Origin of the sequence: Haloferula sargassicola (assembly GCF_040362925.1) — a bacterium.
GTDB lineage: Bacteria > Verrucomicrobiota > Verrucomicrobiia > Verrucomicrobiales > Akkermansiaceae > Haloferula > Haloferula sargassicola.
The window spans coordinates 32,428-48,773 of record NZ_BAABRI010000010.1 but is presented as its reverse complement, the minus strand read 5'-3'; the positions used below and the strand labels follow the sequence as shown (position 1 = coordinate 48,773).

Genomic DNA, 16,346 nt, shown 5'->3' with positions numbered 1-16,346 from the left:
TCTCATCGGCGTGGCATGAAGGCGAGCAACCGCCAGTCGAGGTGCCGGATCCGCCGCACGTGGATGGCCCAGCGGCGGTTGTCGAGATCCAGCAGGGCCGACGAGGCATCCGGCGCAAGCACCTCCGCCGCCATCTCGCGGATCGCCAGCGAGCTGCTCTTGTGAAGGTTGTACTGCGCCGAGCGGAAGGTGTCCGAGCGCACCGTATCCACGTAGCGGTGGTTTTTCAGCGGCGGCAGCCTCAGCACCTGGATCATCGCCTCCCCGGTCGCCACCACCGTGCCATCCTCGGCCAGCAGCAGGTAAAACGGATTTCTCCCATCGAAGTCCAGATCGCGCACCAGGCGGTCGATCGTGATATCCAGCCCGCACACCCCTTCCAGCCGCCCGCCGGCATGCACCGGGGCCACGCAGGAAATCATCCACCCCCGCCCCGCCGGGTCCACGTAGGGTTCCTTCACCCACACCGGCTCGCGGCCGGGGTTGTGGGCATCGTCCGCCAGATAGTAGAAGTTGTATTCCGGGATGTTCATGCCCGGCGGATACTGCACCACCACGTCGAAGGGCGGATAGATGCGGTTGAAGCTGTGATGGTCGTTGTAGTAGGCCTGCACGACCTGCTCGTTGTCCGTGACCAGCCGTTCCAGATCGGGATCGATGGCCTCGGTCGCCCTGACCACCCGCAGGATGTCCGGCGTCACCGGCACCACGCCGGAAACGAACACCGCCGGGCGGCCGCTGGCGATCGCGTCGGGACGGAACAGCGTGCCGTTTTCCGCGAGCACGTAGGCGTCCGCGTCGGCGGCTTCAGCCAGACGGTCGAGATCGCCATAAACCCCGCGGATCCGAGCGGAAAGCGAACGGCAGTGTTCCTCGACCGCGCCCACCGCGGATTCCAGCCGCCGGCCCAGCACCTCGAGCTGCGGCGGAGGAGACGGGGACTGGCGATGGCAACCGGCCGCCAGCAGGGAAATCGCCGCCAGCCGGACCATCGTCCGGCGCCCGCACGGGAGTGACGTCGCGGCCTTCATCGGGCGGGCCAGCGTTTGGAAAACCAGGCTTCGGCCTCCGCCACCAACGCTTTCGCCCGGGCCAGCCACTCTCCGGCCGGCCGGCGCCCGTCCTTTTCCGCCTCGATCGCGGCAAACTCCTGCGCGAGGGCCACCAGGCCGAGTGACGACGAGGCGCCCTTGAGGCGGTGCGCGATCTCCCGGACCACGTTTCCCTCCGCCTCCCGCAGCTCGCGCAAACCGTCCCGCATTTGCCCGATGCCGCGGAAGCAAATGGGCGGCAACTCGTCGCCGATCATCTCCTCCATGCGGTCGATCAGCGGCTGGTCGATGGACGTCATCTCCGTGTTCAAAACTTCAGCTCCCGCAGCTCGTGGCGGTCGAGCATGTTGTAGATCGTCCGCAGGCTCACGCCCAGCGCCTTGGCGGCACGGCGGCGATTTCCGCCCACCGCCCGCAGCGCCTGGATCAGGGCCTCGCGTTCCAGCTCGTGCATGCGGTTGCGGTCCCGCTCGGTGCTCGCATCGCCGAGTTGGCGGCTCCAGGTCCTCTGTTTCGCCGTCAGCTGACGGGCGGAGATCTCACCGCCTTGGGAATCGGCCATCACCTCCTCCACCGAAGCCCGCACTTCGTGGAGATTGCCCGGCCACGGGTGGTCGGCGATCCACTCCCGCGCCGAGCGGTCGAGCCGCGGGCATCGCAGCCGGTGCTTCACGCTGTGCCCGGAAAGAACGAACTCCCAGTACTTCACCAGATCCACCCGTCGCTCGCGCAGGGCCGGCACGGGCAGGTGGAGGACGGAAAGGCGGTAGACCAGGTCGGGGTCCAGCTCCGCCACCCCCAGCAGCTCCTGCACGGGCCGGCTGGAAATGGTGACCACCCGGCAGGGACCGGTCGCGTAGCCATTGCCCAGAGCCTCGGTGAGGTGCCGCTGGCAGTCGGCGGGAAGGGCTTCCACATGGCGCAGGACCAGGGTCGATGGCTGACGCGCATTCAGCAGCCCCTTGGCGCTGAGGGCGGCGCCGGCCCGGTTCACGTATTCGCCGCCGAAGACCCGCGCCATGAACTCCTGCGGCGGCATGACGGCGCAATCGACATCCAGCCAGCCGGCCACGGTGCTCCCGGAAAGCTCGTGCAGGCGGGCGGCCAAGCGGCGTTTGCCGACCCCCGGCTCGCCCTCGATCAGGACCGGCCGATGGCTCCCTGCCGCCTGCCGGAACAGCTCGCGGACCCGCAGCATGGCGGGCGAGCGCCAGGCATAGCCCTCGTCGAGCAATTCCTCGACATCCGGCTCGTGGCTCTCCGCCACCTTGCGGACCAGCGCGAAGAAGCGCTCCGGATCATAGGGCTTCACCACGTAATCGACCGCTCCGTTTTTCAGCGCCCTCACGGCATCCTCGGCACGATCGCGGGCGGTGAGCACGATGCAGGGGAGCTGCGGAAAACGCCGCTTCACCTGCTCGAGCAGCCCTTGGCCATCGCCGTCGGGCAGGCCCAGATCCACCACCATCATGTCCCACGGGCAGGCCTGGTCGGGCTCGGCGATGGCGACCTCCACCTCGCGGCAGCTGGCGAAGGGGATGCCCGTGAAGCCCGACTTGCGGACGAGCTGCACAAGAAGCGAGGATGATACCGGATCGTCTTCGACGATCGCAATGCGCCGAAGCAGGTTCGGCGGGTCGGAAGAGGGGGTCATGATCATTTTCCTGGTCCGGAAAAATGCATCCGGCACCGCCACAAAGGCCGTCCGGAACCCTAAATAAGAGGCGATTCTCAGACCAAGAAATTTGTCACACAGAACGCGTAGGTCGGGTAATCTCGTAGGCGTGCAAATGATGCACGCTTTCGAGCGCCATTTCATCGATTCTTGTCCGCGTGGGGAGCTATTCAAGAGCTGCCGCTCGGGGGGGCGGCCGGCTGCCAAAAGCAGCCAAAGGGGATCGATCGGTCCCTGGTCTAACACGCGTGGCCGGGCAGCCACAGGAGCGCAGCACTTTGACGCTGCCAAAAAATGGGGATGCTGCCCGGCCGCCAGACCACCTCCTTTTCCTCCCGCGGGCACCTCCGCGATCGCGTCCCTGTGCAACACTTGCACCGATCTGACCGAGGATCGCGTTTCCCGCCGGCCGGGATCCGCCCAGATTCGGCACGCAGATCCGGATGGCTCCCTGCCTGGGACGCACGGTTTTGTGTGAGGGTGTAAACTTCGCCCCGGGAGTGTTTGGCTGCACTTCCGGGGCGATTGGCTCCATGGTTTGACAAAAACGGGGCCGACCCCACGTTCGGCGGAAATGCGCTGTCTTGTTCCCGCCCTCCTCCTCGCCGCTCCGCTTTTCGCCGAGCCCACCACGGTCACCTTCGCCTCGGGCTTCGACCGGCCGGTCTGGGTCGGCGCCCCGCCCCAGGACCGGGAGCACCTCTGGGTGGTCGAGCAGGCGGGAAAGATCTGGAAGCTCGATGCGAAGACCGGCAAGCGCGCCGACGAGCCCTTTCTTGACATCGTTTCCCGCGTCAGCCGGGCCGGAAATGAAGAAGGACTGCTGGGCCTCGCCTTCCCGCCCGACTTCGCCGAGTCGGGGCGGTTCTACATCAACTACACCAACAAGGACCACGTCAGCCACATCGAGCGCGGCTTCGCGGTCGGTCCGGACTTCGAGAAGGCCGACGACTCGAAGGCCGAGAAGCTCTTCGAATACAAGCAACCGTGGCAGAACCACAATGGCGGCTGGCTGGCCTTCGGGCCCGACGGCTACCTCTACGTCGGCACCGGCGATGGGGGCGCGGGCAACGATCCCCACGGCAACGGCCAGAAGCTCGACACCCTGCTCGGCAAGCTGCTGCGGGCCGATGTTTCCCCGGACCACGGCATCGAGATCCCGGACGACAACCCCTTCGTCGGCCAGGAGGGCGCGCAGGAGCTGATCTGGGCCTACGGCCTGCGCAATCCCTGGCGCTGCTCGTTCGACCGCAAGACCGGCGACCTGTGGATCGGCGACGTGGGCCAGAACAAGTGGGAGGAAATCGACTTCGTCCCCAAGGGCGAAGGGGCCGGTGCGAACTTCGGCTGGCGGCTGCGCGAGGGCACCCACCGCACGCCCGATGTCGGCGGCAACAAGCCGAAGGAGCACTACATCGAGCCGGTCTACGACTACGACCACGGCTCCGGCCCGAAGGACGGCCTTTCCGTCACGGGAGGCTACGTTTACCGCGGGAAAATCAAGGGCATCCAGGGCCGCTACATTTTCGCCGACTACCAGAACCGCCGGCTGTGGTCGTTCGTGCTGAAAGGTGGCAAAGTGACGGATTTCCAGGATCACACCGATTCGTGGAAGCCGGAGGGCGGCCAGATCGGCCTCGTCTCCTCCTTCGGCGAGGATCCGGACGGCGAACTCTACCTGACCTGCCTTGAGGGCACGGTGCTGAAGGTCGTCGATCAATGACGGGCCCCGATCAAAGACCGAGCCGGGTGGCATGCCAGCTCGCCTCGGCGCGGGTGGAGATGCCGAGCTTTCGGTAGATCGACTTGATGTGGCTCGCCACCGTCGATTCGGCGATGCCGAGATTTCCCGCCACATCCGCATTGCGGCATCCGCGCGCGATCAGGGAGAGGGTCTGCTTTTCCCGCTCGCTCAGCCCGGCATCATCCCCCGCCACCGGCCCGGTCATGCGGAAATGCTCCATGATCCGGCGGGCGATCGATGGCGAAAGCGCCGGGATGCCCTCGTGGAGCTGGACGAGCTGGCGGCTCAGCTGCTCGGCGGGCTGCTGCTTGAGAAGGTAACCCTGCGCACCCGCCGAGAGCGCGGCGACGATGTGGGCATCATCCCCGACCACGGTGGTGATCACGCAGAGCGTCGATGGATTCGCCTTGCGGAGGGTCCGCAACACATCGAGGCCGGAACCGTCGGGCAGCCCGAGGTCGATGAGCGCGAGCTCGAAGGAGTGCCGCTCCCAAAGCTCACGGGCCGCGGCCACCGTCGCCGCCTCGTGGATGATGCAATCCTCGAAAGCCGACCGCACGAGTTCACCGAGCCAGGCCCGTGTTTCCGCGACGTCTTCGACGATGAGGACCTGCTTCATGGTTTCCGCGCTCCATCATGGGAAATGGGGACCTGGATGGAAAGACAGGTTCCGCGGTCCGGGCGGGAGATTTCCATCGAGCCACCAAGACGGACCAGCCTCGCCCGCATGTTGGCCAAACCATTGCCCTGAGCTCCGACGAAATCCCGGCAGCCGTCTCCATCGTCCTCAATCCGGACCTGCAGCGAACCGTCGCCGCATAAGACCTCCACCGAGGCCCGCCGCGCCCTCGAATGCCGGATCACGTTGCTCACCGCTTCCCGGAGGATCGAGCGCAGCGCGTGGACGATCGACGCATCGAGCACCGTGCGGTCGCAGCCTTCGCTTTCCCAGTCCAGGTCGATTCCCGCTGCGGCGAGCCGCTCGGCGGACTCCACCCGCAGCTCGGCGAAGACCTCGTCCAGCGTCAATGCCTCCGCGGGCGAGTCGTTGATCACCGAGCGAAGATCTTCCAGTGATTCGCGGATCTTGGCATCCTTGCGGTCCGCGTCCGCACTGTGCAGCGCGGCGAGCAGCTGGGCGCCGATGTTGTCATGGATATCGCGGGCGATCCGGCTCCTCTCCTCGGTCACGCCGGCCTCGTACGCCGAGCGGCTCTCGAAAGCGTGGTCGAGCGCCTTCACCAGTTCACCGGCGAGAGCGGCGTCCTTCGGCGAGAACAAGCGTCGGCCGCCCGCCGCGTATTCGAGCCGCCGCGCCGGCAGCCCGGCAACTCCCGGGACCGTCATGAAAAGCCCGTCATCCCCGATCGCCACCTCGCGGCATTCGGTCGTTTCCGCCTCCACACCCAGCGGCGAAAAAACCGCGCCCAGCAGATCCCGCCACCGCTCGCTCCGCGGTTCCGCCGAAGGCGTGAGGGCCACGTCCATCACGCGGCCGAACCACTCCGCCGGGTGAGCGTCCCGCGTACCGCGGAAACGGTTCCATGCCCAGGTCCGCAGCGGCAGCCAGACCACCCCGCAGATCACCAGCGTGAGACTCAGGGAAATGCCGGGCGACATCTCCAGGCCGAGCAGGAACATCACGTCGAGCAACACCAGCAAGAGCACCGAGAGCGTCCACAGCGCGACCCGCCGCCACCACACGCCCAGCTCGAACAGACGATAGCGCAGGATCCCGAAGGCGAGCCCGCCGTAGACCAGCAGGAAAAGCAGAAACGCATATCCCTGCAGCGGCGAGGTATCGATCCCGAACAACTGCGGCAGCAGGATGAACAGGCCGAACAGGCTCGTCCCCAGCATCCACGACAGCAGGAACCATTGCAGCGCCGCCCGTTCCACCGGCTTGCGGCGGGTCCGGAACCAGTGCACGCCCGCCAGCGCGAAGGTCGCCCCGAGGCCGATCATCACCAGGAAACGACGAGCGAAGGTCATCGAATCGAACAGCCCCACCTGCTGCGCCGCGAACCAGCCGACGAAAAGCGCCACCACCGCGATCCCCACCCAGGCAGGGCCGAGCCGTCGCGGGTAGTGCAGCAGCAGCGCCACGAAGCTCGCCGCAAACAAGCTCCCGCCGAGGAAATTCAGATCGTTCGCCCAGCGGAACAAGCTTCCGTCCAGAGCCAGCTCCCGGGTGCTGTAGATCGCCGCCGCAGGCGAAAACAACAGCGTCGCCGCCCCGCTCAGCAACAGATAGCGGGCGCCGGCATCCCGCGGGCGGAAAGCGAACACGGTGGCCGATACCAACCACGCGGCGAGGCCCACCGCCAGCTGCACCCAGAAGTCCGGCGGAAACGACGAAAACGGTCGTCCCCGCGGATCCGGCACCAGCGTTTCCGTGCCACCATCGGCCATCGCGAGACGGACTTCTCCGGCTGCCAGCATCGCCGCCAGCCGGTCCTGTCGCTCGATGAACTCCCGGTAGGTGCCGTAGTCGCCCATCGCCCCGTCCGGCTCCGCCACCAGGTCCAGCGCGCGCAGCCGGACCGTGCCGCCTTTTCCCGAAACCGCCTCGATCTCCGCCCCCCGCCCGATCCCCGCAGCCGGCCCGGCGCTCGCGGCCACAAGCGCGCCATCCGCCGACGGTTTCAAGCTCAGCCCGAGCCACGGCTGCCGGTGCGCGATCATCGTCACCATCCCCACCACCGCCAGACCGATCGCCACCGCCGCGCCCATCACCGCCACCGGCGGCAGACCACCGGGACCTCGGGATGGGATCGGGGAGGGACTCATGAAAAGGGGTTCTCGCGTGGGGGGCGAAGCCACCCGGGCCTCTCGGGGGATGAGAATATCCCCTGTTCAGAGGATTCCGCGGCGGAGGCCGATGTGTATCATCGCCGGATCGGCGCGAACAAACGCAAACGAATTCAAAATGAAGCACATCAGGCTCCCCATAATACTCGGCGCATTCTCCTCAGGCATCGTCCACGGAGCCATCGTCCAGATCGACCTCACGAGAAATGTCCTCGGCTCCGCCGGTGGCGCGGGAGGCATCAGCAGCTTCAACCCGGACATCACCGGCGATGGTGTTGATGAAGACCTGACGGCGGCATTCAGCACTTCGGCGACGCTTTCCAGCCCGACCATCACGCTGGCGACCGCGGGATATAACTCCGCGCTCAGCCCCTTCGCCTATGTTCGTCAAGGAGGAGTCACACCGGCCAACTGGGGAGGAAGAGGCAACAGCCCCGGCGAATTCTCCGGGCTCTCGCCGTTCACGGTGACCGATCCGAAGATCAACGGCAACGCGCCCACCGACGTGTGGCTGGACCTCACCGCCCGCAACGAATCCACCGGCAGACATTACATCCAGATCAACCGGATCATCTTCGACGACACCAGCACCTCGCGCCCCTCAACCGTCGATCAAGACACCGCCTATCCCAGCATCGGAAACGTGGAGGACGGGGTGTTCACCCCCGTCCCCGAACTGTCCAGCGCCGTCTTTTTCGGCCTCGCCGGCACGCTGGCCCTGCTCCGCCGCCGCTGATTCAGCCACGAGATCGGCTGAAAAAGCCGACCCTCACCCAAGACAAACGAAACATGAAGGCCCTTGTTTTTTCCCTGCTCACCGCAGCCGCGATCGCCACGAATCTCCACGCCGCCGTGGTCGATCTGCGGCTCACCGCCGATTCCATCAGCGGCGGTTCCACTTTTTCCGGGACCCAGGCATGGTTCCCTGAAAACCAGTCCTTCTATGGTGACGTCGGGTCCAACGGCTTCGACATCGTGATCCGCTACGACACCGCCAGCACTCCCTTCAACATATCAGGCGCCCTCGGCCGGCAGTTCAACGGCACCATGGTCTCGGGCACGATCGGCTCGCGCGACATTTCCACGATCGACAACCTGTCCGTCATCCTTTCGCTCATCGATCAAGCCGGCAGCACCAGCCTGCTGGTGAGTGCGCGGGAACTTCCCTATGGCGAACTCTCCCTCGGCTACATCTGGAACGAGGCACTGTTTTCCCTCACCGACATCGACAAGACCATGTCCGCGACCACGCTTCCGGACCAAGCCTCGCTGATCGCGAACATCGACCAAATCAACGCTTCGGTCCGCAACAGCCGGAATTCGGCCGGCGTCCAAGGCACCCGCGAGACCGGCTCGGGACCGTCGGACGGCGTCACCTACGCCCCCGTCCCCGAACCGTCCACCACCGTCTTCTTCGGCCTCGCCGGCACACTCGCCTTGCTTCGCCGCCGGAGCAGAGCCTGATCCGCCCCGTCGTACGCCGGGAGATTGACGACGGAATCCCGCCAATTGCAGAGTCGATATGGTGTGGCGCGCCTTTCCCCCCCGGCGCCCCAAAATCCCCTTCCCTCAAACCCCGAACCCTCATGCGCCCCCTCCTCTCCGCCTTTGTCCTCGCCGCCCTCCCCCTGTCCGCCGCGCCGGACACCGTCGATCCCACCTTCGCCGCCTCCGCTGGCCAGGTATTCGACGCGGGCTCCTATGGCGGCGTCGCCTCCGTTCTCGTCCAGCCCGATGGCAAGATCCTCTTCGGCTCGAACGAGATGCCCGGCACCGTCGGCGGTTCACCGCTCCAGCTGCCGCTCATCCGCTTCAATCCCGACGGCACGGTCGACAACACTTTTTTCGCCGACAATGACCCGAACGGTTCCGGCGCCGGCATTTACTATGACCTCGCCGGCTGGCCGGAGGTCCACGCGCTGGGCCTCGATTCGGCCGGGAAAATCATTGCCGCGGGGGCGATGCAGGGGATGCGGGACGGGACCCACTCGCTCGCCTCGAACTCGATCGTCCGCATCCATCCGGACGGCACGCTCGACGCCAGCTTCCAGACCGCCGGCACCACGCCGTGGCCGACCGGCAGCTACAATTTCATCGAGGATGTCACCGTGCAGCCCGACGACAAGGTGATCGCTGTCGGCGGCTTCGGCGGCATCAAGGACAGCCCGACCTCGGTCATCGCCCCGCGCTACGGCATCGCCCGCTTCAATACGGACGGGTCGGTCGATACGGGCTTCACCATCGACCCCGCGCAGTTCCCCATCCCCGGCGGTGTCCCCAAGCTGGCGGGTTTTTTCCGCCAGGCGGCTCTCGGCGCCACCGGCAAGATCTACGTGATCGGCGAGTTCTCGTGGGGCAACAGCTACCCCCGCGAAACGCTGCCGGTGCTCGCGCGGCTCTATCCGAACGGCAGACGCGATTTTTCGTTCTCGCCGGTCGTCCCGCCCGGCGTGACCCAGCTGGTGGGCTGCGTCGTCGAGCCCTCCGGAAAAGTCGTCCTGCTCGGTGATACCGATTCCGGAGGCAGCTGGATGGCCCGATTCGAGGCGGACGGCACGCCCGACCCCTCGTTCGTGCTCGATGCTTCCCTCGGCCGCGTGACCGCCCGGCCGCTGCAGGTGGATCCGAATGGCAATTACCTCCTCGCCACCGCCGGCAGCGCCGCCCAGAACCGCCTGATCCGCATTCACGGCGACGGCTCGCTCGATCTCAGCTTCAGCGCCGAAGCCACCTTCACCGGCGGCTTCGCGGGCACCGGCTACATCGGCACGTTCACCACCGCGCCCTCGGGGAAAATCTACACGGGCTCGTTCTTCGACACCGTCAACGGCGTCAACACGCACAAGGTGGCGGCCTTCGAAGGGGATGCCGTGACTGGCTCGCCGGGCACCATCCAGTTCGCCGGGCACGCCTTTTCGGCCACCGAGGAGGCCGGCACCGTCCGCATCGCGATCGCCCGCTCCGGCGGCACTGCCGGCGTCGCTTCCGCCACCTTTTCCGCCAACCCTTTCACGGCTTCCGCCGCCGACTTCACGTCCACCCCAGTGACGGTCACCTTTCCCGACGGCGTCGGCGGCACCCAATACGTCGAGATCGCGATCGCCGCGGACGCGCTGGTGGAACCGACGGAGATCGCCCACCTCACCTTGTCCGGTTTCTCCGGAGCCGCCGCCGGTGCGATCACCGCGGCCGAGCTGTCGATCCTCGACTCCAACTCGGCGCCGCAGATCATCCTCCAGCCGCAGACGCTCTACGTCCCGCCCTCCGGTGGCTTCATGCTCACCGTCGGCGTCCTTTCCGGTGCCGAGCCCACCACCTACCAGTGGTTCAAAAACGGTGCGCTGATCCCCGGCGCGACCTCGCCGCTCTACTTCGTGGCCCATGCCGAGGCCGGCTTGCACGACGGCAGCTACACGGTCGCGGTGACCAATCCCAGGGGCACCACGAACTCCGCCGCGGCCATGGTGACGGTGAAGGACCCCGCCATCCTCAGCTTCGGCTCGGCCACCTATTCGGCCTTGGAGGACGCCGGCTCGCTCAGCCTCACGCTCACCCGCACGGGATCGACGGTCGGTGCGGTTTCCGTCGATGTGATCACGACCTCCGGCAGCGCCGGCGGGGCGGACTTCACCCCGGCCACCACCACCGTTTCCTGGGGAAATGGCGACAGCTCGAACAAGACGGTGGTGGTCCCGCTGGCCAACGACGTGCTCGTCGAGGCGCCGGAAACCTTCACCGCCACGCTGGCGAACTTTTCCGCGGATGCCACCCCCGGCGCAATCGTCTCCGCCACGGCAACCATCCTCGATGACGACGCTCCGCTCGTCATCACCCAGCAGCCGCAATCCGTCACCGCCACCGAGGGAGCGGCCGTGGCTTTCACGGTGGTGGCCGAATCCCAATCGCCGCTGAGCTACGCCTGGTTCTTCAATGGCGGCCCGCTCGGTGCCACCGGATCCACCTATTCAATCGCCGCGGCCGCGCCGTCCCACTCGGGCAGTTACACGGTGGAAATCACCAACTCCGCCGGCACCGTCACCTCCACCACCGCCATCCTCTACGTGGCACCGGGGGCTGCGCTGGTCGCGCCGGGATTCTCTTCCACGGCCTCCTTCTCCGACACGGTCCGCGATATCGACGTGCTGCCCGACGGCTCGGCCGTCGTGGCCGGCGATTTTGTCATCCCCGGCCAGTATCTCCAGGGTTTCGACGCCAGCGGCGCGGCCACATCGATCCTTTACGCCGATCCGGACGGGCCCGTGAAAGCCATCGACCACCTGTCAGACGGCTCGATCGTCATCGCCGGCAGCTTCACCACCGTCGGTGGAACCTCGTGCCGCTCGGTGGCCTTGCTCGATGGTGCCACCGGCGAGCTGGACGCCACTTTCGCCGCCAACGTCGGAGCCACCTTCAACAACACCGCCAATGACATCGCCGTGCTGCCGGATGACCGCATCGTGGTCGGCGGCACCTTCAGCTCACCCGGCTCCGGCTACCTCGTGGTGCTGAATCCCGATGGTTCCCTCGATACCTCGTTCAGCCCGACGCTCACCACCGCCTGGCTCGGCAACCCCTACGTCAACGGCGTCGATGTGACCGCGGACGGCAAGATCCTCGCGACCGGTGCCTTCGCCACGCAGGGTGCGACCAGCATCGTGAGGCTGAATGCCGACGGAAGCCGCGACGCTGGCTTTTCCTCCGCCGTCGTTCCCTTCAATGGCTATGGCTACGATGCCACCGCGCTGGCGGACGGCCGCGTCGCCCTGGCCTTGCGAACGCCAAGCAGCGGCGGCTTCTACCTCCTCGCCGAGGACGGCACGACCCTCCGCAACGTGACCTCGGCGGCGAACACGCTCGCCATCGCCGAAGCGGCGGATGGCAAGCTGATCTCGGTCGGCGACTTCACCGGCGGCATCGATCGCTGGACCGGTTCCGGAGACCTCGACAACAGCTTCCGCAGCGCGGCGGGCAGCCGCTTGAACGGCCCTGCCTATGCGATCGCCATCGATCCCGCCGGCCGGCTGTGGATCGGCGGCAATTTCAGTGATTTCAACGGCTCGGCCCGCAGCCGGCTGGTGGTTCTGAACGGCGACCTGATCGAGCCCGCGATTTCCGCCCAGCCTCAAGCGCAGATCGTCGATCCGGGCAGCACCGTGGACTTCCAGGTCGGCGTTTTCAGCGCCCGCCCGGTGACCTACCAGTGGCTCAAGGACGGCTTGCCGCTCTCGAACGGCAGCGGCTTTTCGGGCGTCACGACCGCCCACCTGACCCTCCACCCCGCCGCGCTGGCCGAAGAGGGCGACTACTCGGTGGTGGTCTCCACGGCCTTCTTTTCCGTGGAAAGCGAGCCCGCCGCCCTGCTCGTCAACGACGCCCCGCGAATCCTCGCCGAGCCCGGGGCCAGCACCGTCAGCGCGGGAAACTCGCTCACGCTCGAGGCCGAGGTGATCGCCTTGGAACCCGCGACCTACGTGTGGACGAAAGACGGCACCGAAGTCGGCACCGGACCTTCGTTGGTGCTCGATCCCGTCCAGCTTGCCGACGAGGGCACCTATCAACTCACCGTCACCAACGACCTCGGCAGCGCCCACACCACGCCGGTGTTCATCGAGGTGATCCCCGCCCCCGGCGGTCTCGCGCCGCCGTACGCCAGCCTCGTTTCCGCCTCGGCGCCAAGCGATATCCTGCCGCTGCCCGACGGTCGCACCCTGATCGCCGTCCAGAACGCGCCCAACGATGCCGCGGGCTCGAACACCGGCCTCCGGCTGTTCGTCATCAAGCCCGACGGCCACGTCGATGACGCCTTCAACTTTTCCTTCATCGGCGGCAACATCGATCTCCTCCACCGCCAGCCGGACGGCAAGATCCTGATCGCCGGCTCGTTCGCCACCATCAACGGCCAGCCCTACAACCGGATCGCCCGGCTCAACGCCGACCTTACGCTCGACCCGGGATTCCAAGCCGGCGGACCGGGCTCCGGCCAGTCCGTGCAGAGCTTCGCCGTCGATGGCGGGGGCCGAATCTACGCCGCGGGCAGCTTTTCCGCATGGGGCGGTGAAACGCAGTATTCCTACCTGGTGCGCCTGCTGGAGGATGGTTCGCTGGACCGCGGCTATCAACCCGGCATGGGCTACTACCCGCGGCAGATCGAACTGCTGGCCGATGGCCGGCTGCTGGTCGGCGGGACCATGACCAGCCCGATCTATCGCATCGGCGCGCTGTTTCCCGACGGCAGCAAGGACATCGCGGTATCGATCAATCTGCCCGGCAACTTCGGGGCTTTCGCGGTGGACGAGGACCACGTCTATGTCGGCTATCAAACCGGCATCCGCCGCTTTTCGCTGACGGATGGCTCATGGGATCAAAGCTTTTCGCCGCTGCAGTCGCCGACCTCCGGCAGCTTCACCGACCTCCTCCTGCAAACCAATGGCAAGCTGTTGGCCGCCGGCTCCTTCAGCGCTTCGAACGGCGCGGTGAAGCCCTACCTGCTGCGCTACCTGCCGAACGGCCTGCTCGACCCGACCTTCGATCTCGGCAGCGGGCTCAACAACTCCGTTTCCACCGCCGCCCTCGATGGCCAGGGCCGGATCTGGCTCAGCACGGCCGCCACCGCGCTGGACGGCGCGACGCTCCCCGGCCGCCTCGTCGTGCTGAATGGCGACGAGGTGCCGCTCGACATCTTGGCCGACCCCTCCGACCTGGCGGTGGAGCCGGGCCAACCCGCCCGCTTCACGGTTTCCGCCACCGGCACCAGCCAGCTCCATTACCAGTGGTTGAAAAATGGAACGCCGCTGGCGGACAGCGGCCGCATCAGCGGGTCGAGCACGGCCACGCTCGACTTCGCATTCACCGCCCCGAACGATGGCGGCTTCTACTCGGTGGAAGTCCGAAATGAGGCCGGCGTCCGTGTTTCGGCCGCGGCCGAACTCTACCTGCTGGCCGCCCCGGAAATCCTCGACCCGCCCGTGGAGGCCGCCACCGAGGTCGGCCTCGGAGCAACCTTCCGCGTGCACGGACGCGGCGTGTCTCCGCTGGGCTATCAGTGGTTTCTCGGCGGCGCGCCTCTTTCCGACGGACCCGGGGTCTCCGGAGCGACGACCGACACGCTGGAGCTTTCCGACCTGGAGATCGCCGACTCCGGCCCGGTCTTTGTGCGCCTGACCAACCCGCTGGGAACGATCGATTCCGATCCGGTCGCCCTGCTGGTCGAGAAGCTTCCGGCCTCGATCGACCGCTCGATCCATCTCCCGCTGTCGGTCAACAGCACCATTTACGACGTGTTGCCGCTCGATGACGGCGGCTACGTGATCGGCGGATTTTTCGGCACCATCAGCTACCCTGGTGGCAGTGCCTCACGTCGCTACCTCGCCAGGTTCCACGCCGATGGATCGCCCGACCTGAGCTTCCCGCAGGTCGACGGCAGCGGTCAGGTCAACGTGCTGGCGGCCGATGCCGGCGGAAGGATTTACGTGGGCGGTGCCTTCACCTCGCTGAGCACTGCCGGTGGCACCGTGCCGGCCTCGCGTCTGGTGCGGCTGCATGCGGACGGCTCGATCGATGGCGATTTCGATCCTGGCAGCGGCCCGAACGGCACGGTGGAGGCGATCCTGCCGCTGGCCGGAGGGAAAGTGCTCGTCGCCGGTGCGTTCACCTCGATCGACGGCCGGGCCAATACCGCCTACGTGGCCCGCCTGAATGGCGATGGCTCGGTCGACGAAACCTTCGTCTCGCAAGCGGTCTTCACCATCAAGGACGTCGCGGAGGACGGCGGCGGCGGTTACTGGCTGAGCCACCCGAACAGCTACGACGGGCAATCGCGCCTCGTCCGCGTCACCGCCACCGGTGCCAAGGCCGCGGGCTTCAGCTACTCCGGCTCCATGACCTCCTATGGCCTGATCGCCAACCCGGACGGCTCCGCCTGTTCGCTGAGCACCAGCTATCCGTACCTTCAGCGGCTGGAGGCGGATGGCAGCCTCGCCGCCGGCTGGCCGAATGCTCCAAGCGGCCCCGCGGGGGCCGTGACCGCCGGCATCCGCACCGCTGGCGGGCGGCTCATCATCAGCGGCAACTTCAGCAGCTTTGGCGGGGCCACGGCCTCCGGCCTCGCCGCGCTGGAAGACGACGGTTCGCTGGTGTCCGGCTTCGATTCCAGAAGCGGCCTCCCTTCGGGCGCGGAAGCGATCCGCACCGACGCGGCCGGCCGCCTGTGGGTCGTCGGAAATTTCACCAGCTACCAAGGCGAGGCCGTCCCGCGGCTGGTCGTGCTCAACGGCTTCGGAAACGCCGGCAGCGGAACCCCCTTCGAGGACTTCGTCTCCGCCCTACCGGCCAGCGAGCAGGGAGAAAACGCCGACCCGGACGGCGACGGCTTCCCGAACCTCGTCGAGTTCGCGCTGGATCTTGATCCCGCCGTGCCCTCATCCCCTTTACTGACCAGTGCATTCCGGACGGGCCCGGAGATCTTTGGCGGACTCTATGACCTCAAGACCTACATGGTTTTGGAAATCGAAACCCCGAAAGATCTGCATGGAACCCATCTGGAATTCGAAGCGTCGCGAGATCTCAGCTTCAGTGATGACGCTACGGCCACCGAAATCCTGCCCCGCACGGATCACGGCCATTCCGAGACCCGGCGCTATTATCTCACTCCCGCCCTTGAGGACGCTTCCACCCTGTTTTGGCGGTTGTCCGCGACTCGATGACGAGCATCTCCCCTGCCGTCGGCACGCTTCGCAGGAGCCTGACGAAGTCGTTCGGTCCCTGATGGCGAAATGGATCGGCGTGGGTTCCGATGAAGGGCATCGAGTCGCTCGTTTCAGGGACTCCATCCGCAGACCGGATGCTGCGGGTGGAGCTAACCGTGATGCCTCCCGCCGGAGGAGCGGTGGCACAAGAGCTTGAAAATGCGGCTACCGTCGCCAGCGCCAGGGCACCGGGGACCGACCGGCTGAGCCGGCACCACGGCGAATCCGTGGCCGAAAAGCAGGAATTCATGGGGGGACGGGGGGTGGGGGGAGTGGATCGGGAATCCATGGGAAGAGTAGCGGCCTTACGTGATCGCGTC

At 66.7% G+C, this 16,346-nt stretch carries 9 protein-coding genes; 4 read left to right on the top strand and 5 right to left on the bottom strand.

The window, feature by feature from the left end; translation table 11 throughout:
- Positions 1-2 precede the first annotated feature (2 nt).
- Genes ABXH26_RS10105 through ABXH26_RS10095 form a run of 3 tightly spaced genes read right to left on the bottom strand, consistent with a single transcriptional unit; the run spans position 3 to position 2,706 of the window.
- On the bottom strand, positions 3-1,031 hold the full coding sequence (locus ABXH26_RS10105; protein WP_353566942.1) for a PDC sensor domain-containing protein: 1,029 nt from the start codon (positions 1,029-1,031) through the stop codon (positions 3-5).
- Positions 1,028-1,351 carry an Hpt domain-containing protein gene (locus ABXH26_RS10100; protein WP_353566941.1) on the bottom strand — a complete coding sequence of 108 codons (324 nt, stop codon included), beginning with the start codon at positions 1,349-1,351 and terminating at the stop codon, positions 1,028-1,030. The genes ABXH26_RS10105 and ABXH26_RS10100 overlap by 4 nt, the downstream gene beginning before the upstream one ends.
- 8 nt (positions 1,352-1,359) lie before the next feature.
- Entirely contained in the window at positions 1,360-2,706 is a 1,347-nt protein-coding gene (locus tag ABXH26_RS10095) for a sigma-54-dependent transcriptional regulator (RefSeq protein WP_353566940.1), read from the bottom strand.
- A 595-nt stretch (positions 2,707-3,301) separates the two neighbouring features.
- Between ABXH26_RS10095 and ABXH26_RS10090 the strand changes: the two genes are divergently transcribed.
- A complete protein-coding gene (locus ABXH26_RS10090; RefSeq protein WP_353566939.1) occupies positions 3,302-4,450 on the top strand; it encodes a PQQ-dependent sugar dehydrogenase in 1,149 nt (382 codons plus the stop codon).
- 10 nt (positions 4,451-4,460) lie between these two features.
- Here the strand turns inward: ABXH26_RS10090 and ABXH26_RS10085 are convergent, their stop codons facing one another.
- Positions 4,461-5,090 carry a response regulator gene (locus tag ABXH26_RS10085; protein ID WP_353566938.1) on the bottom strand — a complete coding sequence of 210 codons (630 nt, stop codon included), beginning with the start codon at positions 5,088-5,090 and terminating at the stop codon, positions 4,461-4,463.
- Positions 5,087-7,261, bottom strand: a complete 2,175-nt coding sequence (locus ABXH26_RS10080; protein WP_353566937.1) for a sensor histidine kinase — start codon at positions 7,259-7,261, stop codon at positions 5,087-5,089. Before ABXH26_RS10080 ends, ABXH26_RS10085 begins: the two co-directional genes overlap by 4 nt.
- Before the next feature lie 139 nt (positions 7,262-7,400).
- Here ABXH26_RS10080 and ABXH26_RS10075 point away from each other — a divergent pair, with 139 nt between their 5' ends.
- The 3 genes from ABXH26_RS10075 to ABXH26_RS10065 all read left to right on the top strand — a co-directional run bounded on the left by ABXH26_RS10075 (position 7,401) and on the right by ABXH26_RS10065 (position 15,984).
- The gene (locus ABXH26_RS10075) at positions 7,401-8,018 is read left to right on the top strand and encodes a hypothetical protein (protein ID WP_353566936.1); all 618 of its coding nucleotides are present in this window, start codon (positions 7,401-7,403) and stop codon (positions 8,016-8,018) included.
- A 53-nt stretch (positions 8,019-8,071) separates the two neighbouring features.
- Positions 8,072-8,746, top strand: a complete 675-nt coding sequence (locus tag ABXH26_RS10070) for a PEP-CTERM sorting domain-containing protein (protein WP_353566935.1) — start codon at positions 8,072-8,074, stop codon at positions 8,744-8,746.
- A gap of 122 nt (positions 8,747-8,868) precedes the next feature.
- Positions 8,869-15,984, top strand: a complete 7,116-nt coding sequence (locus ABXH26_RS10065) for an immunoglobulin domain-containing protein (protein WP_353566934.1) — start codon at positions 8,869-8,871, stop codon at positions 15,982-15,984.
- The last annotated feature ends 362 nt before the right edge of the window (positions 15,985-16,346 follow it).

Excerpts from the sequence above, each read along its gene's own strand:
- ABXH26_RS10105 (WP_353566942.1), bottom strand. The coding sequence starts at position 1,031 with ATGAAGGCCGCGACGTCACTCCCGTGCGGGCGCCGGACGATGGTCCGG.
- ABXH26_RS10100 (WP_353566941.1), bottom strand. The coding sequence starts at position 1,351 with ATGACGTCCATCGACCAGCCGCTGATCGACCGCATGGAGGAGATGATC.
- ABXH26_RS10095 (WP_353566940.1), bottom strand. The coding sequence starts at position 2,706 with ATGACCCCCTCTTCCGACCCGCCGAACCTGCTTCGGCGCATTGCGATC.
- ABXH26_RS10090 (WP_353566939.1), top strand. The coding sequence starts at position 3,302 with ATGCGCTGTCTTGTTCCCGCCCTCCTCCTCGCCGCTCCGCTTTTCGCC.
- ABXH26_RS10085 (WP_353566938.1), bottom strand. The coding sequence starts at position 5,090 with ATGAAGCAGGTCCTCATCGTCGAAGACGTCGCGGAAACACGGGCCTGG.
- ABXH26_RS10080 (WP_353566937.1), bottom strand. The coding sequence starts at position 7,261 with ATGAGTCCCTCCCCGATCCCATCCCGAGGTCCCGGTGGTCTGCCGCCG.
- ABXH26_RS10075 (WP_353566936.1), top strand. The coding sequence starts at position 7,401 with ATGAAGCACATCAGGCTCCCCATAATACTCGGCGCATTCTCCTCAGGC.
- ABXH26_RS10070 (WP_353566935.1), top strand. The coding sequence starts at position 8,072 with ATGAAGGCCCTTGTTTTTTCCCTGCTCACCGCAGCCGCGATCGCCACG.
- ABXH26_RS10065 (WP_353566934.1), top strand. The coding sequence starts at position 8,869 with ATGCGCCCCCTCCTCTCCGCCTTTGTCCTCGCCGCCCTCCCCCTGTCC.